This window comes from Lelliottia nimipressuralis (genome assembly GCF_041464075.1).
Taxonomy (GTDB): domain Bacteria; phylum Pseudomonadota; class Gammaproteobacteria; order Enterobacterales; family Enterobacteriaceae; genus Enterobacter; species Enterobacter nimipressuralis.
This window is the reverse complement of sequence record NZ_CP167172.1, coordinates 3,010,788-3,031,226: the sequence shown is the minus strand read 5'-3', so window position 1 is coordinate 3,031,226 and position 20,439 is coordinate 3,010,788. Positions and strand designations below refer to the sequence as shown.

The window sequence follows — 20,439 nt, the reverse complement described above, 5'->3', positions numbered from 1 at the left end:
TACTCGCGCACAGCCTTTCAGGCAAGCGGAATTAGTGGCTTTTGCTATCAATACACAAAAGGTGTTACTGTGCGCGCCACGCCCGACCATACGGGCATCCGCCACTGACAGAGAGGGTTTATGGATTGTCGTCCAGACTGTGGCGCGTGCTGCACCGCGCCGTCCATCTCAAGCCCGATCCCAGGCATGCCAGAGGGCAAGCCTGCCAACACCCGCTGCGTTCAGCTTTCTGACACCAATCTGTGCAATATCTTTGGTTCGCCGCTGCGCCCGAAAGTCTGCGGTGCGCTTCAGCCCTTAAAAGAGATGTGCGGCAGCACGCGCGAGCAGGCGATGATCTATTTGATTGAGCTGGAAGCGCTCACCGCGCCCTAGACATCTTTAATTCGCGTCAGACAGCCGGTGGTAATGATGCACATCACCAGCGCAATCCAGAACACCGAGTGATAACTCCAGATTTCCGCCACAACCCCTGCCAGCGAGCCCGCAATGATCCAGCCCACGCGGGTGGTATTAGTATAAAGTGTCGTTGCTGCCCCTGCCTGGCCAGGCATTAAGTCCTGGAAGTAGAGCATGCCGATCCCCGCGAGAATGCCAATATAGATGGCGTTCAGCAGCTGCAACGCCAGCAGCAACGCCGGGGTGTGCATTGTCAGCATTCCGATGTAAAACAGCAAACCGGCCACGGCCGCAATCCGCATCAAAAAACGCTTTCCGAAACGCTTCGCGTAATAACCGGCGATCAGCATTGTCGGGATTTCCAGGCCTGCCGCTGTACCCATCATGATGCCTGCCAGTTTTTCCGGCAGATGCAGCTCATCAATAATAAACAGCGGCATATTGATGATATAGAGGCTGTTGGTGCCCCACATCAGCGTGCAGACAATAAACAGTAGAAGGGCGTCGCGGCGGTTGCGACGCGGCGCTTCCAGCGTGCCGGTCGACAGTTTTGGCTCCTTGCGCATGGTGGGCAGGAAAAACCAGACCATGATCCCACACACGACAAACGCCACGGCGGCGCTCAGATACATCACCGTGAAACCAAAGCCCATCGCCAGCGCGTAAGCCAGCGGCGGGCCGATCACCCATGCCAGCGACACCTGGGCGCGCAGTATCGAGCTGAACATTACCGCTTCGCGCCCCGTGTGATCCGCGTGTTCCCGTGCAAGGGCAAACATCTGCGGGTTCGCGGTGGAACCAAAGCTACTCAAGAACACGCCGACAAACAGCAGGATAAAATAGTTGCGGTTCCAGGCGAACAGCAAGCAGGCAAACACGCCGAGCAGGCAGCAGAAAACAATCAGGCTTTTGCGATCGCCTTTTCGGTCGGAGCGGCCTGCCAGAAACTGGCTGACGAGAATGCCGATGATGGCACTGCCGGTAAAGAAGAAGCCAACCATCGCCGGACGGGCGTGAACTTCATTGGTCAGGAACAGGCTCAGCGTTGGCGTCTGTAACGCGCCGGCGATACCAGTGAGAAAGGCAACAATCAAAAACGCCGATGACGTCAAATCAAAGGGTTTTGGTGAGGCGGCAGCGGGGGAGTTGTGCATGGTTCGCTATCGGTAATGTGAAGAGTCGCGGAGTTTACGCCGCTTGTCAGAAAATAAACAGGTGGTGCAGTCAAATTCCCCACGAAAAATCAAAATGCCATTTCAAAATCATATTGGCTGAAGTGTGCTGAAGCTGAAGGATGTACGTGACTGTCACGTCAGCAAATGTGGGAGAAATGTGCTGCACTTCTAAATTCTGAAACAGGAAACACGACTTTTCTTGCAAGGCTGAACATTAAGCGTAAGACTTCTTGAAACGTTTCAGCGCTATCTTGTTTTAACTGACGGAGCAGGTTAGCGCATTTTTTCTCATAAAGGCTGAAACGATTCAATTCAGCGAGAGAGGAGAACTATGTTCCAGTTATCAGTGCAAGATATTCATCCGGGCGAACAGGCCGGTAATAAAGAAGAGGCCATTCGCAAGATTGCCGCTGCCCTCGTGCAGGCAGGCAACGTGGCGGACGGCTATGTAGACGGCATGCTGGCGCGCGAACAGCAAACCTCCACCTTCCTCGGCAATGGCATTGCCATTCCGCACGGCACAACGGATACCCGCGACCAGGTGCTGAAAACCGGCGTTCAGGTTTATCAGTTCCCGCAGGGGATTTTGTGGGGCGAAGGGCAGGTGGCTTACGTGGCCATCGGGATTGCCGCCAGCAGCGATGAGCACCTGGGCCTGCTGCGTCAGCTGACGCACGTGCTGAGCGATGACTCCGTGGCTGAACAGCTGCAATCTGCCACCACCGCAGAAGAGCTGCGTGCGCTGCTGATGGGTGAAAAACAGAGCGACGCGCTGAAGCTGGATAACGACACGCTGACGCTGGACGTGGTGGCCACCGATCTGGTGACCCTGCAGGCGTTGAACGCCGGTCGTCTGAAAGAGGCGGGTGCTGTTGACACCGCCTTCGTTGCCCGCGTGATTAATGATAAGCCGCTGAACCTGGGTCAGGGCGTCTGGCTGAACGACAGTGCGGAAGGTAACCTGCGCAGCGCGATTGCTGTAAGCCGTGCCGCGAGCGCATTTGAAGCCGATGGTGAACATGCCGCGCTGCTAGTGACGGTTGCGATGGCCGATGAACAGCCGGTTGCCGTGCTGAAGCGCCTGAGCGATCTGCTGCTGAACAACAAAGCTGAACATTTGCTGAAAGCGGATGCCGCCACGTTGCTGGCGCTGCTGACCAGTGATGACGCACTAACCGACGACCTGCTGAGCGCTGAGTTTGTGGTGCGTAACGAACATGGCCTGCACGCCCGTCCTGGCACTCTGCTGGTCAACACCATCAAGCAATTCGAAAGTGATATTACCGTGACCAACCTCGATGGGTCCGGCAAACCCGCCAATGGCCGCAGCCTGATGAAAGTCGTCGCGCTGGGTGTGAAAAAAGGCCACCGCCTGCGCTTTACCGCTCAGGGTGCGGATGCTGAACAGGCGCTGAAAGCGATTGGCGAAGCCATCGCGGCAGGTCTGGGGGAGGGCGCATAATGAGCAGACGTGTCGCCACTATTACGCTGAACCCGGCTTACGATCTCGTCGGTTTTTGCCCTGAAATTGAGCGCGGTGAGGTCAATCTCGTGCGCACCACCGGCCTGCACGCGGCCGGTAAAGGCATCAACGTTGCGAAAGTGCTGAAAGACTTAGGTATTGACGTGACCGTGGGCGGTTTCCTTGGGAAAGACAACCAGGACGGTTTTCAGCAGCTGTTCAGCGAGCTGGGCATCGCCAACCGTTTCCAGGTCGTTCAGGGCCGTACCCGTATTAACGTCAAGCTGACGGAAAAAGACGGCGAAGTTACCGATCTGAACTTCTCCGGTTTTGAAGTCACGGGCGCGGATTGGGAGCGTTTCGTGAATGACTCCTTGAGCTGGCTGGGTCAGTTCGACATGGTCTGCGTCAGCGGCAGTCTACCGTCAGGCGTCAGCCCGGAAGCCTTCACCGACTGGATGCTGCGTCTGCGTAGCCAGTGCCCATGCATTATTTTCGACAGTAGCCGTGAAGCGCTGGTGGCGGGTCTGAAAGCCTCTCCGTGGCTGGTGAAACCAAATCGCCGCGAACTGGAGATCTGGGCCGGCCGTAAGCTGCCAGAATTGAAAGATGTGATTGAAGCGGCCCATGCGCTTCGTGAACAGGGTATCGCTCACGTGGTGATTTCGCTGGGTGCAGAAGGCGCGCTGTGGGTTAACGCGTCTGGCGAATGGATCGCCAAGCCACCGTCGGTGGAAGTGGTCAGCACCGTAGGTGCCGGGGATTCAATGGTGGGCGGTCTGATCTACGGCCTGCTGATGCGTGAATCCAGTGAGCATACCTTACGTCTTGCTACCGCTGTTGCCGCCCTGGCCGTGAGTCAGAGCAATGTTGGAATTACCGAACGTACCCAGTTGGCCGCGATGATGGCGCGCGTTGACTTAAAACCTTTTAACTAACAGCAGGAGAGGCATAATGAAAACGCTGCTGATCATTGATTCCGGACTTGGACAAGCTCGCGCCTATATGGCGAAGACCTTGCTGGGCGCGGCGGCACACAAAGCGCATGTTGAACTCGTCGACAACCCAAATGACGCCGAACTGGCGATTGTTCTGGGTGATAAAGTCCCGGCTGACAGTGCGCTGAACGGCAAAAAAGTGTGGCTGGGCGATATCAATCGCGCGGTGGCACATCCCGAACTGTTCCTGAGCGAAGCGAAAGGCCACGCAACGGTTTACAGCGCACCTGTTGCTACCGCAGCAGTGGCGACGGCAACCGGCCCGAAACGCATCGTGGCGATTACTGCCTGCCCGACGGGTGTGGCGCACACCTTTATGGCGGCTGAAGCCATCGAAACCGAAGCGAAAAAACGCGGCTGGTGGGTGAAGGTCGAAACCCGTGGTTCCGTGGGCGCAGGCAATGCGATCACCCCGGAAGAGGTGGCGGAAGCGGATCTGGTCATGGTGGCGGCAGATATTGAAGTGGACCTGGCGAAATTCGCCGGTAAGCCGATGTATCGCACCTCTACCGGCCTGGCGCTGAAGAAAACGGCGCAGGAATTTGATAAAGCACTGGCTGAAGCGAAACCTTATCAGCTAACGGGCAAATCAGAGTCCTCCGCCAGCGAAGGCAAAAAAGAGTCTGCCGGCGCTTATCGTCACCTGCTGACCGGCGTGTCTTACATGCTGCCGATGGTGGTTGCGGGTGGTCTGTGTATCGCACTCTCCTTCGCTTTCGGTATCGAAGCCTTTAAAGAGCCGGGTACGCTGGCGGCGGCGTTGATGCAGATTGGTGGTGGCTCGGCGTTCGCGCTGATGGTGCCTGTTCTGGCGGGTTATATTGCGTTCTCCATCGCTGACCGTCCGGGCCTGACGCCGGGTCTTATCGGCGGTATGCTGGCTGTGAGCACTGGCTCGGGCTTTATCGGCGGTATCATCGCCGGTTTCCTGGCCGGTTACGTCGCGAAGGTCATCAGCTCGAAGCTGAAGCTGCCGCAAAGTATGGAAGCACTGAAACCGATCCTGATCATTCCACTGATCTCAAGCCTGGTGGTTGGCCTGGGTATGATTTACCTGATTGGTAAGCCGGTTGCGGGTATCCTGGAAGGTCTGACCCACTGGCTGCAAACCATGGGGACGGCGAACGCGGTACTGCTGGGCGCAATCCTTGGCGGCATGATGTGTACTGATATGGGTGGTCCGGTCAACAAAGCGGCTTACGCGTTTGGTGTCGGCCTGCTGAGTACTCAGACGTATGCCCCGATGGCCGCTATCATGGCTGCCGGTATGGTGCCACCGCTGGCGCTGGGTCTGGCGACCATTATTGCACGCCGTAAGTTCGATAAGGCGCAGCAAGAGGGCGGTAAAGCGGCGCTGGTACTGGGGCTGTGCTTCATCACCGAAGGTGCGATTCCGTTCGCAGCGCGTGATCCGATGCGTGTTCTGCCTTGCTGTATCGCAGGCGGCGCGGTAACTGGTGCGATCTCCATGGCGATTGGCGCGAAACTGATGGCACCGCACGGCGGTCTGTTTGTTCTGCTGATTCCTGGCGCGATTACCCCGGTTCTGGGTTATCTGTTCGCGATTATCGCCGGTACGCTGGTGGCGGGTCTGTCTTACGCGGTGCTGAAACGCCCGGAAGCAGAAGTGGTTGCGAAAGTAGCGTAAACGTCTTTTCGGGTGGCGCTTCGCTTTCCTGACCGACAAAGTAAAAAGCCGGGTGCTTACGCGACCCGGCTTTTTTTATGCGGCTTGTTCAGCCGTTTGCTGTGCTTTCAGCCAGGCGATCTCTTCCGCCCAGATATCCGGATTCACCGTTTCCAGTACCATTGGGATGCCGTCAAAGCGGGCGTCCTGCATGATAAAGCGGAACGCGTCGTGGCCGATATTGCCCTCACCCAGACTGTGATGGCGGTCGACGCGGCTGCCGAACGCGCTTTTGGCATCGTTCAAATGCATGCCGCGCAAATACTTAAAGCCGACAATACGTTCAAACTCCGCGAAAGTTTTCTCGCACTCTTCAACGGTGCGCAGGTCATACCCGGCGGCAAAGGCGTGGCAGGTATCAATGCAGACGCCGACGCGGGATTTATCTTCTACACCATCGATAATCGCCGCCAGATGCTCAAACTTGAATCCCAGATTGCTTCCCTGGCCTGCGGTGTTTTCGATTACCGCGGTGACGCCGGTGGTCTGCGCCAGCGCAATATTGATGGATTCGGCGATCCGCGCCAGACACGCATCTTCTTCGATTTGCATCAGATGGCTGCCAGGATGGAAGTTCAGTAGCGTCAGGCCAAGCTGTTCGCAGCGCTGAAGTTCATCCAGAAACGCCTCGCGCGATTTATCCAGCGCCTCCTGAACCGGATGGCCCAGGTTGATGAGGTAACTGTCATGCGGAAGGATCTGGCCCGGCCCGAAGTGATACTTCTCGCAGGCGGCTTTGAAATCATCAATCACTTCAGTGGTGAGCGGCGCAGCGCGCCACTGGCGCTGATTTTTGGTGAACAGGGCGAAAGCGGTCGCCTCGATTTCGGCGGCGCGAATGGCGGCATTCGCAAGACCACCTGCTGCGCTCACGTGCGCTCCAACGTATTTCATAAGGGACTCCTGTTAACCCGAAACGCTTATGATAGCGGGTTAACAGATTTTTTACGCCCCCCAACAAGAAGATCGTAGTAGCCGCCAGACCCTCGTTGGCTGCATATCTCTTTGCTTTTGGCATAGCGACTGCCGGAGGAAATGATACTTGTCGAGTGGCACTTATAGTAGTCAGTGCCGAGAAGGTAAAAGGAGATGATGATTGAGATAATAAAACCAATCGCAAATGAGGCAAGGCCATATATTGTTACTGGAATCATGAGTTTTTGTAGAAATGGGGCAGTTTTTGATTTGAAAGGTAAAAGTGCGCAAATGCATATGACCTCCAAAAAAATGGCCACAGGTATGCAGAGCAGAAGAGGAATATCTTTAGTATCAAAAAATAGATAATCCTCACTGTTAATAAGGGCGTTGATCAAGGTTAAGCCTATTTCTAAGATAAAGTCTATTGCACATGTCAAAAGTAAAGTGCATATTATTGCACTGACATAACCTTTGAGTTTAACCACGTCCATACCGCTAAAAACCTCCATCCATTGAGGACGAGAGAAATGAACTGCTGTGAAGCATATTCCATTCCATTATTTTTTGCTGTTCTCTGATTCCTTCCTTAATTCTTTCAATTAAGCGTCTGGATAATTGATAGGTTTCGTCCAGATTAACAATTTTTCTTGTAATTATAAATCCCAGTAAAACGGTAAGGGATATTCCTGCAGAGATAGGCATTACTAAGCTGAATACACCCGCTACAACTGCAGTGAACGAAATCAACATGTTAGTAATAAACACAGTCAGATTTACTTTCGCTACATCCGCGATAGTGTACCCGAGAAAAATTACTACACCACGCCCGCCGATCCTGATATCCAAATACCACAGGAAGACCTTAATAGCCATCGGTGCCTCGTTGCTTGCATATCTCTTTGCTTTTGGCATAGCTGCTGCCGGAGGAAATAATGCTTGTCGAGTGGCACTTATAGTAGTCAGTGCCGAGAAGGTAAAAGGAGATGATGATTGAGATAATAAAACCAATCGCAAATGAGATAATGCCATATATTGTTACCGGCACCATAAATTTTTGCATATAAGCCACCGTTTTAACACTATATGGCAGAATTAGGAAAAGACAAAGTAAATCAAAATAAATTCCGACGGGAATAGCAAGAAACAGATGCACTTCTTTAGGATCATAAATAATATAATCCTCTTGGGAGAAGAGTTTTCTAAATAATTCAATGCCATCATTATAAACAAAAAATATTACAGCAGTGAGGGAAATGATGCATATCGCTGCGCAAAAATACGCCTTAAGCTTTTCCATGTTCATAATGCTAATAGTCTCTATTCGGCGATGAGGATGTATAGGAACTGCTGTGAAGCATATTCCATTCCATAATTTTTTGTTGCTTATCCATCCCCTCTTTGATGGTGTTTATTAATCGTGTGGATAAACTATATTCTTCGTCCATCTTAAATAGTGCTGTGGTAATTATTAAGTCGAGGGCAACGGTAAGGAATATTCCTGCCGAAATAGATATAACAATGCTACCTAACGCAGCTAATCCTCCCGTAAATGAAATGACTATATTAGTAATAAAAACACTGACAATTACTTTCGCCACATCCGCTGTAATGTTGCCGATAAAGGTCGCGACATCGTGCTCAGAAGAAAAAATGTACTCAACTACCCGTTGTGCTGCCGCGAAGTAGATACAGAAACGCGAGCCGCTTAAGATCCCTGCCTGAATCCCCGCTTGTCCGATACCGATCTCCAGTATTTTTGGATGGTTAACCGCGTAACGTGTACCATTGAGAATTCTTCGAACCGAAGGGTAGCCTGTGATTTTTATATAGGCGACGCCTTTGTGAAAATAGGGCACTGCTTTAATACCCAATCCTTTTAATCGAAACACCAGCTTGTCGGCATCGATGAAGCTGGTGAATTTAAAGATATTGGTTAAACCGGACACGGTATCTTTAATATTTCCGGCATAGGTTGTTCCGTAATTGTAGAATGTATCAGCAACAGCATAAGCCTCATCCATCGTCAAAAGCATAATATGCGTGGTGTTTTTATGCAGAATCTCTTCGAGTTTCAACGTATCTAGCAAATAGGGATGGTCAGGAATAAGCTGATTAACAGGGGCGTTTCCTCGTAACAAATCGCCCAGGTAATTTTCCCATGTGGGAGGCTGATTTATAAATCTGTCCATGATGATTATCCTTTATGCTCCGTATACCCAAGTCATTGCCCGGTTGGGACGGTAAAAAATGAAAAACTGCCGCCTTCAAAGAAGACGGCAGTTCAACATGGTTACCCGAGCAAAACTGAGAGTGGGTTACGAGATAGTCGCAATTCAGAATTTATTTATATTCATCAAATGGATGTTTTAAGCTAACACATAATGTACCGCCAGGTTGATCGCCCCACCGCCCACAATCAGCCAGACAAACAGTACCAGTGCCATCAGTAGCGGTTTTGCCCCGGCTTTTTTCAGCGCGCTGACGTGGGTGGTGACGCCCAGAGCGGCCATCGCCATCGCCAGCATGACGGTATCCAGTGTAATCAGCATATCGACCACTGCTTTTGGCAGCAGATGGAACGAGTTAAACACCGCCACCACAATAAACAGAACGGCGAACCAGGGAATGGTGATTTTGCTTTTCTCGCCTTTGCCTGCTGGCGAAAGTTGTTTTACGCGTGCCGCCAGAATAATCAGGAACGGGGCCAGCATCATCACGCGCAGCATTTTGGCAATCACCGCCGCATTTTCGGCATCCGGATTGATGGCATGACCGGCCGCCACAACCTGCGCCACTTCATGCATGGTCGAACCAATATAGATACCGTAGGCCTCCGGCGTGAACCAGTGTGCCAGCAGCGGGTACATGGCCGGATAAAGGAAAATCGCCAGGGTACCGAAGATCACCACCGTCGCCACCGCAACGGTCACTTTACTCGACTCGGCTTTCACCACCGGTTCTGTCGCCAGCACAGCCGCGGCCCCACAAATACTGCTCCCCGCGCCAATCAGCCAGCTGGTTTGTTTGTCGAGGCCAAAGACCTTTTGCCCGATAAAGCAGGCCAGCATAAAGGTGCTGGTGAGCGTTAACACGTCGATGGCAATGCCGCTCACGCCGACGTCGGCAATCTGCGCAAAGGTGAGGCGAAAACCATAAAGAATGATACCCAGACGCAGCAAATGCTGTTTGGCAAACAGCACACCCCCATCGCAGGCGGACCAGATTTTTGGGTAAACCGTATTCCCGACCACCATCCCCAGCAGGATCGCCAGCGTCAATGCGCTAAATCCTGCCCCGGCGACGGCCGTAATACTGCCACCCCATAATGCCACCCCGGTGATCAATGCACTTAGCGCAAGCCCCGGAACGTAATGCCACAGCGTTCGATGATGATGCACAGTGAGTTCAGTCATAGCCTTCTCCTTTCAATGGTTAAAAGGTTACGGCGCTCTGGCTTAAAAATAAAATTGATTATATATTTATAATTAATCTTTATAAGTGGTAAGCAGCGCGCTTACCGGGTGGAAGGCCACGATGCACATAACATTACGTCAACTGGAAGTTTTCGCCGAAGTGCTGAAAAGCGGGTCGACCACCCAGGCTTCGCAGCGGCTGGCCTTGTCTCAGTCGGCGGTCAGCGCCGCGCTGACGGATCTGGAAGGGCAGCTCGGCGTGCAGCTTTTCGACAGGGTAGGGAAGCGGCTGGTGGTGAACGAACACGGGCGTCTGCTTTACCCGCGCGCGCTGGCGCTACTGGAGCAGGCTGTCGAAATTGAACAGCTGTTCCGGGAAGACAACGGGGCGATCCGTGTCTATGCCAGCAGCACCATCGGTAACTATATTCTCCCGGAAGTGATTGCCCGCTATCGCCGCGACTTCCCGGCATTGCCGCTGGAGATGAGCGTAGGCAACAGCCAGGATGTGATTAACGCGATTATTGATTTCCGCGTGGACATCGGGCTTATCGAAGGGCCGTGCCATAACGTGGATATCATTGCGGAACCCTGGCTGGAAGATGAACTGGTGGTGTTTGCCTCTCCCGCCTCTTCGTTATTACAGGGCGAGGTCACGCTGGAACGCCTGGCGCAGGCGCCGTGGATTTTACGCGAGCACGGTTCAGGCACGCGCGAAATCGTCGACTATCTTTTGCTCTCGCATTTGCCGCAGTTTCAGCTGGGCATGGAGCTGGGTAATTCCGAGGCGATTAAACACGCCGTGCGGCACGGTCTTGGGATTAGCTGTCTCTCCCGTCGCGTCATCGCCGAGCAGCTCGAAAGCGGTTCCTTGATTGAAATTCCGATTCCACTGCCGAAGCTGGTGCGCACCCTGTGGTGTATTCATCACCGCCAAAAACACCTTTCGAATTCGTTGCAGCGGTTTTTGCGCTATTGCGAAATCTAGTCCAGGCTCTGCTTTACTTATAATTCCGGAGCCGTCATGAAGCTCTCTTATAACAGAGCATTTCTGCCGGAAGGTTCGCGGATCGTCTGCTACAATCTCGCCTCATTTTTTGAATGGACAGCATTTTCATATGGTTTCCGAAACTAAAACCACAGAAGCGCCCGCGCTACGTCGCGAACTCAAGGCGCGTCACCTGACGATGATCGCCATTGGCGGTTCTATCGGTACAGGTCTTTTTGTTGCCTCTGGTGCAACTATTTCAGCGGCAGGCCCCGGTGGCGCGCTGTTTTCTTACATGCTGATTGGCCTGATGGTGTACTTCCTGATGACCAGTCTGGGCGAACTGGCAGCCTATATGCCGGTATCCGGCTCTTTCTCCACTTACGGCCAAAAATACGTTGAAGAAGGCTTCGGTTTCGCGCTGGGCTGGAACTACTGGTACAACTGGGCGGTGACCATCGCCGTTGACCTCGTGGCCGCACAGCTGGTCATGAACTGGTGGTTCCCGGACACGCCGGGCTGGATCTGGAGCGCGCTCTTCCTGGCCGTGATTTTCCTGCTGAACTACATCTCCGTGCGCGGTTTTGGCGAAGCGGAGTATTGGTTCTCACTGATTAAAGTCGCGACCGTTATCATCTTTATCGTCGTCGGCGTGGCGATGATTGTCGGCATCTTCAAAGGGGCGCAGCCAGCGGGCTGGAGCAACTGGCAGATTGGCGAAGCGCCGTTCGCCGGTGGTTTTGCGGCAATGATCGGTGTGGCGATGATCGTCGGCTTCTCCTTCCAGGGCACCGAGCTGATTGGTATCGCGGCGGGTGAATCTGAAGATCCGGAGAAGAACATTCCGCGTGCCGTGCGTCAGGTATTCTGGCGTATCCTGCTGTTCTATGTGTTCGCGATCCTGATAATCAGCCTGATTATTCCTTACACCGATCCAAGCCTGCTGCGTAACGATGTTAAAGACATCAGCGTCAGCCCGTTCACGCTGGTCTTCCAGCATGCGGGTCTGCTCTCTGCGGCAGCGGTGATGAACGCGGTGATCCTGACGGCGGTGCTGTCGGCGGGGAACTCAGGGATGTACGCTTCAACGCGTATGCTCTACACCCTGGCCTGCGACGGTAAAGCGCCACGTATTTTCTCTAAACTGTCTCGCGGCGGTGTACCGCGCAACGCGCTGTATGCAACCACGGTGGTGGCGGGGCTGTGCTTCCTGACGTCGATGTTCGGCAACCAGACGGTTTACCTGTGGCTGCTGAACACCTCCGGTATGACCGGCTTTATCGCCTGGCTGGGGATTGCGATCAGCCACTATCGTTTCCGCCGCGGCTATGTGAAGCAGGGGCACGATATTAACGATCTGCCGTACCGCTCTGGTTTCTTCCCGTTAGGGCCAATCTTCGCCTTCATTCTGTGCCTGATCATCACGCTCGGTCAGAACTACGAAGCCTTCCTGTCAGACACCATCGACTGGGGCGGCGTCATGGCGACGTACATTGGTATCCCTCTGTTCCTGATCATCTGGTTTGGTTACAAACTGACGAAAGGAACCCGATTCGTCCGCTACAGCGAAATGGAATTCCCTGGACGAATCAAACAATAATCGCACTTCCTCTCTTTTAGCCCGCTCACTCGAGCGGGTTTTTTTATCCCCACAGTATGCATAAATGACATAATTGTTAACAATTGAATTGATAATAATTATCGTTTGTTTTATCGTTATCGCCGTTATCAAAAGGATGAAGGAGTCAGCGTCGCGTTTTTGAAAAGACGATGACGTTACTGCCACACCTGCAAAGAAACACACAGCCGACTGGCCAAAGAAGCCGGCGGTATGCAATGCACTGTGAGCAATAATTATTTGATATTGTTGTGTTTACCTCATGGAGATATGGAATGTTTAGGTTAAATCCCTTCGTACGGGGAGGACTCTGTGCGTCTGCACTGTCCCTGGCGTTACCGGTTATTGCGGCTGAGTCCGGCGATACCCTGGTTGTCACGGCGTCTGCCACTGAACAAAACCTCAAAGATGCACCGGCCAGTATCAGCGTCATTACTCAGGAAGATCTGCAGCGTAAACCCGTTCAGAACCTGAAAGATGTGTTACAGGACGTGCCAGGTGTGCAACTCACCAACGAAGGGGATAACCGTAAAGGGGTCAGTATCCGTGGGCTGGACAGCAGCTACACCCTGATTCTGGTGGACGGTAAGCGCGTCAACTCCCGCAACGCCGTCTTCCGCCATAACGATTTCGATCTCAACTGGGTTCCGGTCGATGCCATCGAGCGTATCGAGGTGGTGCGCGGCCCGATGTCATCGCTGTACGGGTCCGATGCGCTGGGCGGGGTGGTAAACATCATCACCAAAAAAATCGGCCAGAAATGGACCGGCACCCTGACCGCCGACACCACGATTCAGGAACATCGCGATCGCGGTGACACCTACAACGGTCAGTTCTTTACCAGCGGTCCGCTGGTGGATGGCGTGCTGGGGCTGAAAGCCTACGGTAGCCTCTCTAAACGCGAAAAGGATGACCAGCAGGAATCCTCAACCTCTGCGACGGGCGAAACGCCGCGCATTGAAGGGTTCACCAGCCGCGACGCTAACGTCGAATTCGCCTGGACGCCGAATCAAAACCACGATTTCACCGCAGGCTACGGTTTCGACCGTCAGGATCGCGATTCAGACTCTCTCGACCAGAACCGCCTTGAGCGCCAGAACTACTCCCTGAGCCACAACGGGCGCTGGGATGTCGGCAACAGCGAGCTAAAATTCTACGGCGAGAAAGTCGATAACAAAAACCCTGGTAACAGCAGCCCGATTACCTCCGAAAGCAACAGTATCGACGGGAAATATGTCCTGCCGCTCGGTGAAATTAACCAGCTGCTGACCTTTGGCGGCGAATGGCGACACGACAAACTGAAAGATCCGGTGAACCTGACCGGCGGCTCCAGCAGCAACACCTCTGCCAGCCAGTACGCGCTGTTTATTGAAAACGAATGGCGTATTTTTGAACCGCTGGCGTTGACCACTGGCGTGCGTATGGACGATCACGAAACCTACGGCGACCACTGGAGCCCGCGTGCGTACCTGGTCTATAGCGCAACAGACACCGTGACGGTGAAAGGCGGCTGGGCGACGGCCTTCAAAGCTCCCTCCTTACTGCAGTTAAGCCCGGACTGGACCACCGGTTCGTGCCGTGGTGCCTGTGAAATTGTCGGTAGCCCGGATCTGAAACCTGAAACCAGCGAAAGCTTTGAGCTGGGTCTTTACTATGCCGGGGAAGAGGGCTGGTTAGAGGGCGTTCAGGCCAGTATTACCACCTTCCAGAACGATGTGGATGACCGCATCAGCATCCTCCGCACCGCAAATGTAAATCAGGCGCAGAGCTATCCAAACTACGTGGGGCTGAATGCCGACGGTGAGCCGATTTTCCGCTACTACAACGTCAACAAAGCGCGTATTCGCGGCGTGGAAACCGAGCTGAAATTCCCGCTGGCCGAAGACTGGAAAGTGACGCTGAATTACACCTATAACGACGGGCGTGATATCAGCAACGGTGGCAACAAACCGCTGTCCGAGCTGCCTTTCCATACCGCGAACGGAACCGTGGACTGGCAGGCAACGCAGGACTGGTCCTTCTATATGCAGGGTAACTACTCCGGCGAAAAACGAGCCATCACCGCCGGCGATGCAACGCCAGGCGGGTATGTGGTCTGGAATACCGGTGCAGCGTGGCAGGCAACGAAAAATGTCAAACTGCGTGCAGGCGTGCAAAACCTGCTGGATAAAGATCTCAGCCGCGACGATTACAGCTATACGGAAGATGGCCGCCGTTACTTTATGGCAGTGGATTACCGCTTCTGATAGCGAGCTGGCCGGGTGAAGGTTATGCCTTTCCCGGCCAACGCTTGCGCTCTGTATTGGCCCGGTTTGCGTAGCGCACCGGGCAACAGGCTGGGTTATTTCAGTAAATACTCCGCATGGAAGCGGAGATGATCCTCGATAAACGAGGCAATAAAGTAATAGCTATGATCGTGCCCCGGCTGGATACGCAGGGTCAAAGGCCAGCTTTTCTGCCGCGCCACTTCCGCCAGCACTGCGGGCTGCAGTTGATCGGCGAGGAACTGATCGGCATCACCCTGATCGATAAGCGTCGGGATCGCCTGTTGCGGAAGGCTTGCCTGCATCAGCGCACAGCTATCCCATTCCTGCCAGGGGGTGACATCATCGCCCAGATAATTCGAAAACGCTTTCTGCCCCCAGGGCACCTGAGTCGGGTTCACAATCGGCGCAAAGGCGGAGACGCTGGTGAATTTATCCGGATTTTTAAGCGCCATAATTAACGCGCCGTGTCCGCCCATCGAATGCCCGCTGATGGCCGCGCGGTCACTCACGGCAAACTGCGCCTGGATCAGAGCAGGCAGCTCGTCGCGAATGTAATCGTACATCCGGTAGTGGCTCGCCCAGGGCTGTTGGGTCGCATTCAGATAGAAACCCGCTCCTTTACCCAGATCGTATCCGGCGTCGTCAGCGACATCATCGCCGCGTGGGCTGGTGTCGGGCATCACCAGGGCAATGCCTAATTCAGCCGCAACGCGCTGTGCACCCGCTTTAGTGGTGAAGTTCTCATCGTTGCAGGTCAGGCCGGAGAGCCAGTACAGCACCGGCGGCTTAACGTTACCGGTGAACGGTGGCAGAAAGATGCTGAACGTCATCGCGCAGTTCAGCGTGGTGGAGTCGTGCCGCCAGCGCTGCTGCCGACCTTCAAAACAACGGTGCTCTTCGAGCAGTTCCATGCAAGGCTCCTGATTTTGTGTCGATATTCACTAAATCCATAATACAGATTATTCATTCACCTGTGAGCAACTTTCACTTCCGCATTAAGTCGATATGTTGCATCATGAATTAACTAAATTTTAACAATTGGGGCGATCATGGCGCTGCGTATCGCGCTCAGCGGATTTGTGGTTTTGGTGGTGGCGATGGGGATAGGGCGCTTTGCTTTTACGCCTCAGGTTCCGCTGATGATTTCGGCCGGACAGCTGACGCTGACCAGCGCCGGGCTGGTGGCCGCCATGAACTATCTGGGCTATTTAGTTGGCGCGTGGGATGCCATGCGGGCGCACCGCTTTGTTGAAGGGCGTCTCTATCTCGGGATCTTCGGCGCGGTAGCGCTGACGCTGCTGTCAGCCGTCGCGGATAACGCCATCATTCACGGCCTGATTCGTTTCGCGATCGGCTGCATGAGCGGCTGGTCGATGGTGCTGATTGCCGCCTGGACTAACGAACGGCTGGCCCATTTTGGTAAGCCGGGACTTAGCGCGGCGGTCTTTGCCGGGCCGGGGGCGGGCATTGCCTTAAGCGGCCTGCTGGCGGTCTATATTCAGGCACGCTCGCTTTCAGCAGGCGCGGCGTGGCAGATTTATGGCGTGCTGGCGCTGATTCTTATCGTGCTGGTGGCGCGCTATCTGCCGCGCGGCGGGCAGTTGCATCGGCCGGGAACGGCGCCGGAGCCGCTGGTGCTGACCACCGATTTGCGTCGCCTGGTCTGGAGCTACAGCCTGGCAGGGTTTGGCTACATTCTCCCGGCCACCTTTTTATCGCAGATGGCGGCCGTGCGTTTCCCCGGCAGCCTGTTTGCGCAGTTTGTCTGGCCCGTCTTTGGCGCGGCGTCTGTCATCGGGATCGCGCTGAGTATCGCCCTGCGCCACGTCTCGACGTCGAACCGCCGTCTGTCGATTGTCCTCTGGTTGCAGGGGCTGGGCGTGTTTGCCGCCTGGCTGATGCCGGGGATCGGTGGCCTGATAACGGGCGCACTGCTGGTGGGCGGTGGGTTCCTCTGTGCCGTGCAGCTCTCCCTGTTGTGCGGCCGCGAACTGGCCCCGAACCACACCCGTTATATGGCCGGTTTACTGACTACGGGGTATGCGCTCGGTCAATTGGTTGGGCCGGTCACGTCGGCGCTCTCGACCTGGCTTACCCATCAGCTTGAGCCGGCGCTGGGCCTTGCAGGGCTGGCGTTGTTTGTCGGCGGAGCACTGGTCTGGGATCGTCAGGCCGAAAGGCAGCAGCAATTGCAATAATTATCGCTGTGAATACTGGATTATGTGCGCCACCTCACGCACAATGAGCGCACACTTTTGCTTCAAAGAGGGCAAAAGGCAGCCACACCTGCAGGAGAAAAATAATGCCATCACTCAGTAAAGAAGCCGCTCTCGTTCACGAAGCTTTAGTCGCGCGTGGTCTTGAAACCCCGCTGCGTCCGCCTGTTAATGAACTGGACAACGAAACACGCAAACGTCTTATTTCCGGGCACATGACCGAGATCATGCAGTTGCTGAATCTCGACCTGAGCGACGACAGCCTGATGGAAACTCCGAATCGCATCGCCAAGATGTATGTCGATGAGATTTTTTCCGGTCTCGATTACGCCAATTTCCCAAAAATCACCGTCATCGAAAATAAAATGAAAGTCGATGAAATGGTGACTGTGCGCGATATCACCCTGACCAGCACCTGCGAACACCATTTCGTGACTATCGACGGCAAAGCGACCGTGGCCTATATCCCGAAAGATACGGTGATTGGTCTGTCCAAGATCAACCGCATTGTGCAGTTCTTTGCCCAGCGTCCGCAGGTGCAGGAGCGCTTAACGCAGCAGATTCTAACGGCGCTGCAAACGCTGCTTGGCACCAACAATGTGGCTGTATCTATTGATGCCGTCCATTATTGCGTCAAAGCGCGCGGCGTTCGCGATGCAACCAGCGCGACCACCACCACGTCGCTGGGTGGCCTGTTTAAATCCAGCCAGAACACCCGCCAGGAGTTCCTGCGCGCCGTGCGTCACCACAACTAACCACAGGGCAGGATAGATGGAGCGTAATGTCACGCTGGATTTTGTACGTGGCGTTGCCATTCTCGGTATCCTGCTACTGAATATCGCCGCTTTTGGACTGCCCAAAGCGGCGTATCTCAATCCCGCCTGGTATGGCGATATTACCCGCAGCGACGCCTGGACATGGGCGATTCTCGATCTCTTCGCGCAGGTTAAATTCCTCACGCTCTTTGCGCTCCTCTTCGGCGCAGGGCTGCAGCTGCTCCTCAAACGTGGCAAACGCTGGATCCAGTCGCGGCTGACGCTGCTGGTACTGCTCGGCTTTATCCATGGCCTGTTTTTCTGGGATGGCGATATTCTGCTGGCCTATGGGTTAGTCGGTCTGATTTGCTGGCGGATGATCCGCGATGCCCACGACGTAAAAAACCTGTTCAATACGGGTGCGATCCTCTATCTGATTGGCATCGGCGTACTGTTGCTGCTGGGAATGATCTCCGGCGGGTCGACCAACCGCTCATGGATCCCGGATGCGGCGAATCTGCAATATGAACAGTTCTGGAAGCTAAAAGGCGGCGTGGAGGCGATCAGCAATCGCGCGGATATGCTCGGCGATAACCTGATCGCCCTCGGTGCGCAGTACGGCTGGCAGCTGGCGGGAATGATGCTGATGGGCGCGGCACTAATGCGCACCGGCTGGCTGAAAGGGGAATTTAGTCTCACTCATTACCGCCGGACCGGGTGTGCGCTGGTGCTGACTGGTGTCATCATCAATCTGCCCGCAATTGTCGCGCAGTGGATGCTGGGCTGGGATTACCGCTGGTGCGCGTTCCTGTTACAGGCCCCGCGTGAGCTGAGCGCCCCGTTCCAGACCATCGGCTATGCGGCGCTGATTTTCGGCTTCTGGCCGCAGATAGCCCGTTTCCGACTGGTGGCTGCCGTGGCCTGCGTTGGCCGGATGGCGCTGAGCAATTATCTGCTGCAAACTCTGATCTGCACCACGCTGTTCTATCATTTCGGCCTGTTTATGAAATTCGACCGCCTTCATCTGCTGGCGTTTGTTATTCCGGTCTGGGCAGTGAATCTGGTGTTTTCCGTCATCTGGCTGCGTTTTTTCCGCCAGGGACCGCTGGAATGGTTGTGGCGTCAATTAACCGCACGTGCTGCAGGTGTATCATTGACTAATACATCCAGATAACGATCTGGATCACAATCATTAACAAAACGGATGTAAACGTTTTCATCTGTGTGAGCTTCTTCACGTAGTCCCCTCCTTGTCACTGCCAGAATAGCCTCCTTGCTAAACACAGGGGGTGTCTGTGAGTTGCTGCAATCCTTTAAAGGATGGTGAATATGATCACCATTCGTGACGTAGCCCGCATCGCGGGTGTTTCTGTTGCTACCGTCTCCCGCGTGCTGAATAACAGCGCGCTGGTCAGCCCTGAAACGCGTGAAACCGTGATGAAAGCGGTGACGCAGCTCGGCTATCGGCCCAACGCCAATGCGCAGGCTCTCGCCACCCAGGTGAGCGACACCATTGGCGTGGTGGTGATGGATGTGTCGGATGCCTTCTTTGGTGCGCTGGTGAAAGCCGTGGACGTTGTCGCCCAGCAGCACCATAAATATGTGCTGATCGGTAACAGCTACCACGAGGCTGAAAAAGAGCGTCACGCCATTGAGGTGCTGATCCGCCAACGATGTAACGCCCTGATTGTCCACTCAAAAGCCTTGAGCGATGAGGAGCTGGCGGGGTTTATGGATCAAATCCCAGGCATGGTTCTCATCAACCGCGTGGTGCCGGGGTATGCCCACCGCTGTGTCACGCTGGACAACGTCAGCGGGGCGATGATGGCGACGCGCATGCTGCTCAATAACGGCCATCAGCGCATCGGTTATCTCGCCTCCAGTCACCATATTGAAGATGACGATATGCGACGGGAAGGCTGGCAAAACGCCCTGAAAGAAGCCGGGATTGTGCCGTCAGACAGCTGGATTGGTACCGGTTCGCCGGATATGCCGGGAGGGGAGGCCGCGATGGTCGAACTGCTCGGACGGAATCTGCAACTGACCGCCGTCTTTGCCTACAACGACAGTATGGCCGCCGGGGCGCTCACTGCGCTGAAAGACAACGGCATTGCGGTGCCGCAGCATCTGTCATTGATTGGTTTTGATGATATTCCGATTGCCCGTTACACGGACCCGCAGCTCACTACCGTGCGCTATCCGATTGCGTCCATGGCCCGTCTGGCAACGGAGCTGGCGTTACAGGGCGCCGCAGAGCAGCAGGATTTGAGCGCAACACACTGTTTCATGCCGACTTTAGTACGCCGCCATTCTGTGGCTGTTAAACAAATTGTGGCTCCGATCACTAACTGATTACGTCAGGTGATGTAACCGTTTTCAATCTGTGAGTAAATTCACAGTATCTTAACAAGCCGCTGACTATGATGTCAGCGTTTTAGGAGCTGAAACGCTATGTAACGGTGATTAATCACTTTCTCTATAGCCAAAGTGCCCCAAACGACAAATAAAACGCATTACTGGAGCGTTACCGAACACGGAAGATA

The 20,439-nt window shown here is 54.4% G+C and carries 19 protein-coding genes; 11 read left to right on the top strand and 8 right to left on the bottom strand.

Annotated features, from left to right (window positions below):
- Positions 1 to 120 precede the first annotated feature (120 nt).
- On the top strand, positions 121 to 375 hold the full coding sequence (locus tag ACB496_RS14515; protein ID WP_100779509.1) for a YkgJ family cysteine cluster protein: 255 nt from the start codon (positions 121 to 123) through the stop codon (positions 373 to 375).
- Here the strand turns inward: ACB496_RS14515 and setB are convergent.
- Positions 372 to 1,553 (bottom strand): sugar efflux transporter SetB, encoded by a 1,182-nt coding sequence (gene setB, locus ACB496_RS14510; RefSeq protein WP_371972919.1) that lies wholly within the window; start codon positions 1,551 to 1,553, stop codon positions 372 to 374. The genes ACB496_RS14515 and setB overlap by 4 nt on opposite strands.
- A 352-nt stretch (positions 1,554 to 1,905) precedes the next feature.
- On the opposite strand from setB, the gene fruB reads away from it, so the two are divergent.
- Genes fruB through fruA form a run of 3 tightly spaced genes read left to right on the top strand, consistent with a single transcriptional unit; the run spans position 1,906 to position 5,682 of the window.
- The gene (fruB, locus tag ACB496_RS14505; protein WP_129036022.1) at positions 1,906 to 3,036 is read left to right on the top strand and encodes a fused PTS fructose transporter subunit IIA/HPr protein; all 1,131 of its coding nucleotides are present in this window, start codon (positions 1,906 to 1,908) and stop codon (positions 3,034 to 3,036) included.
- On the top strand, positions 3,036 to 3,974 hold the full coding sequence (gene fruK, locus ACB496_RS14500) for a 1-phosphofructokinase (RefSeq protein WP_100779512.1): 939 nt from the start codon (positions 3,036 to 3,038) through the stop codon (positions 3,972 to 3,974). Before fruB ends, fruK begins: the two co-directional genes overlap by 1 nt.
- A gap of 16 nt (positions 3,975 to 3,990) precedes the next feature.
- The gene (gene fruA / locus ACB496_RS14495) at positions 3,991 to 5,682 is read left to right on the top strand and encodes a PTS fructose transporter subunit IIBC (RefSeq protein ID WP_371972918.1); all 1,692 of its coding nucleotides are present in this window, start codon (positions 3,991 to 3,993) and stop codon (positions 5,680 to 5,682) included.
- 75 nt (positions 5,683 to 5,757) lie between these two features.
- Here the strand turns inward: fruA and nfo are convergent, their stop codons facing one another.
- The 6 genes from nfo to ACB496_RS14465 all read right to left on the bottom strand — a co-directional run bounded on the left by nfo (position 5,758) and on the right by ACB496_RS14465 (position 10,052).
- Positions 5,758 to 6,615 (bottom strand): deoxyribonuclease IV, encoded by an 858-nt coding sequence (gene nfo, locus ACB496_RS14490; protein ID WP_371972917.1) that lies wholly within the window; start codon positions 6,613 to 6,615, stop codon positions 5,758 to 5,760.
- Between the two features lie 26 nt (positions 6,616 to 6,641).
- The gene (locus ACB496_RS14485; RefSeq protein WP_371972916.1) at positions 6,642 to 7,130 is read right to left on the bottom strand and encodes a hypothetical protein; all 489 of its coding nucleotides are present in this window, start codon (positions 7,128 to 7,130) and stop codon (positions 6,642 to 6,644) included.
- Between the two features lie 4 nt (positions 7,131 to 7,134).
- Positions 7,135 to 7,512, bottom strand: coding sequence for a hypothetical protein (locus tag ACB496_RS14480; protein ID WP_371972915.1), 378 nt, complete (start codon positions 7,510 to 7,512; stop codon positions 7,135 to 7,137).
- Entirely contained in the window at positions 7,502 to 7,936 is a 435-nt protein-coding gene (locus ACB496_RS14475; RefSeq protein WP_371972914.1) for a DUF1240 domain-containing protein, read from the bottom strand. Before ACB496_RS14475 ends, ACB496_RS14480 begins: the two co-directional genes overlap by 11 nt.
- A 10-nt stretch (positions 7,937 to 7,946) precedes the next feature.
- Positions 7,947 to 8,828 (bottom strand): hypothetical protein, encoded by an 882-nt coding sequence (locus ACB496_RS14470; RefSeq protein WP_371972913.1) that lies wholly within the window; start codon positions 8,826 to 8,828, stop codon positions 7,947 to 7,949.
- Between the two features lie 177 nt (positions 8,829 to 9,005).
- The gene (locus ACB496_RS14465) at positions 9,006 to 10,052 is read right to left on the bottom strand and encodes a YeiH family protein (RefSeq protein ID WP_371972912.1); all 1,047 of its coding nucleotides are present in this window, start codon (positions 10,050 to 10,052) and stop codon (positions 9,006 to 9,008) included.
- A 121-nt stretch (positions 10,053 to 10,173) separates the two neighbouring features.
- Here ACB496_RS14465 and yieE point away from each other — a divergent pair, with 121 nt between their 5' ends.
- The 3 genes from yieE (at position 10,174) to cirA (ending at position 14,904) form a co-directional block, all read left to right on the top strand.
- Complete coding sequence (yieE, locus tag ACB496_RS14460; RefSeq protein WP_371972911.1) at positions 10,174 to 11,040, top strand: DNA-binding transcriptional regulator YeiE; 867 nt, start codon at positions 10,174 to 10,176, stop codon at positions 11,038 to 11,040.
- A gap of 130 nt (positions 11,041 to 11,170) precedes the next feature.
- Complete coding sequence (gene lysP / locus ACB496_RS14455; protein ID WP_100779517.1) at positions 11,171 to 12,640, top strand: lysine-specific permease; 1,470 nt, start codon at positions 11,171 to 11,173, stop codon at positions 12,638 to 12,640.
- A 293-nt stretch (positions 12,641 to 12,933) separates the two neighbouring features.
- Positions 12,934 to 14,904 (top strand): catecholate siderophore receptor CirA, encoded by a 1,971-nt coding sequence (gene cirA, locus ACB496_RS14450; RefSeq protein WP_181826590.1) that lies wholly within the window; start codon positions 12,934 to 12,936, stop codon positions 14,902 to 14,904.
- Positions 14,905 to 14,999: 95 nt separating this feature from the next.
- Here the strand turns inward: cirA and fghA are convergent, their stop codons facing one another.
- On the bottom strand, positions 15,000 to 15,836 hold the full coding sequence (fghA, locus tag ACB496_RS14445; RefSeq protein ID WP_371972910.1) for an S-formylglutathione hydrolase: 837 nt from the start codon (positions 15,834 to 15,836) through the stop codon (positions 15,000 to 15,002).
- 138 nt (positions 15,837 to 15,974) lie between these two features.
- Here fghA and ACB496_RS14440 point away from each other — a divergent pair, with 138 nt between their 5' ends.
- The 4 genes from ACB496_RS14440 (at position 15,975) to galS (ending at position 20,248) form a co-directional block, all read left to right on the top strand.
- Positions 15,975 to 17,123, top strand: coding sequence for a YbfB/YjiJ family MFS transporter (locus tag ACB496_RS14440; protein ID WP_102104862.1), 1,149 nt, complete (start codon positions 15,975 to 15,977; stop codon positions 17,121 to 17,123).
- Between the two features lie 104 nt (positions 17,124 to 17,227).
- Positions 17,228 to 17,896 (top strand): GTP cyclohydrolase I FolE, encoded by a 669-nt coding sequence (folE, locus tag ACB496_RS14435; protein ID WP_100779522.1) that lies wholly within the window; start codon positions 17,228 to 17,230, stop codon positions 17,894 to 17,896.
- Between the two features lie 16 nt (positions 17,897 to 17,912).
- The gene (yeiB, locus tag ACB496_RS14430) at positions 17,913 to 19,070 is read left to right on the top strand and encodes a DUF418 domain-containing protein YeiB (protein WP_371972909.1); all 1,158 of its coding nucleotides are present in this window, start codon (positions 17,913 to 17,915) and stop codon (positions 19,068 to 19,070) included.
- Positions 19,071 to 19,225: 155 nt separating this feature from the next.
- On the top strand, positions 19,226 to 20,248 hold the full coding sequence (gene galS, locus ACB496_RS14425; RefSeq protein WP_371972908.1) for an HTH-type transcriptional regulator GalS: 1,023 nt from the start codon (positions 19,226 to 19,228) through the stop codon (positions 20,246 to 20,248).
- The last annotated feature ends 191 nt before the right edge of the window (positions 20,249 to 20,439 follow it).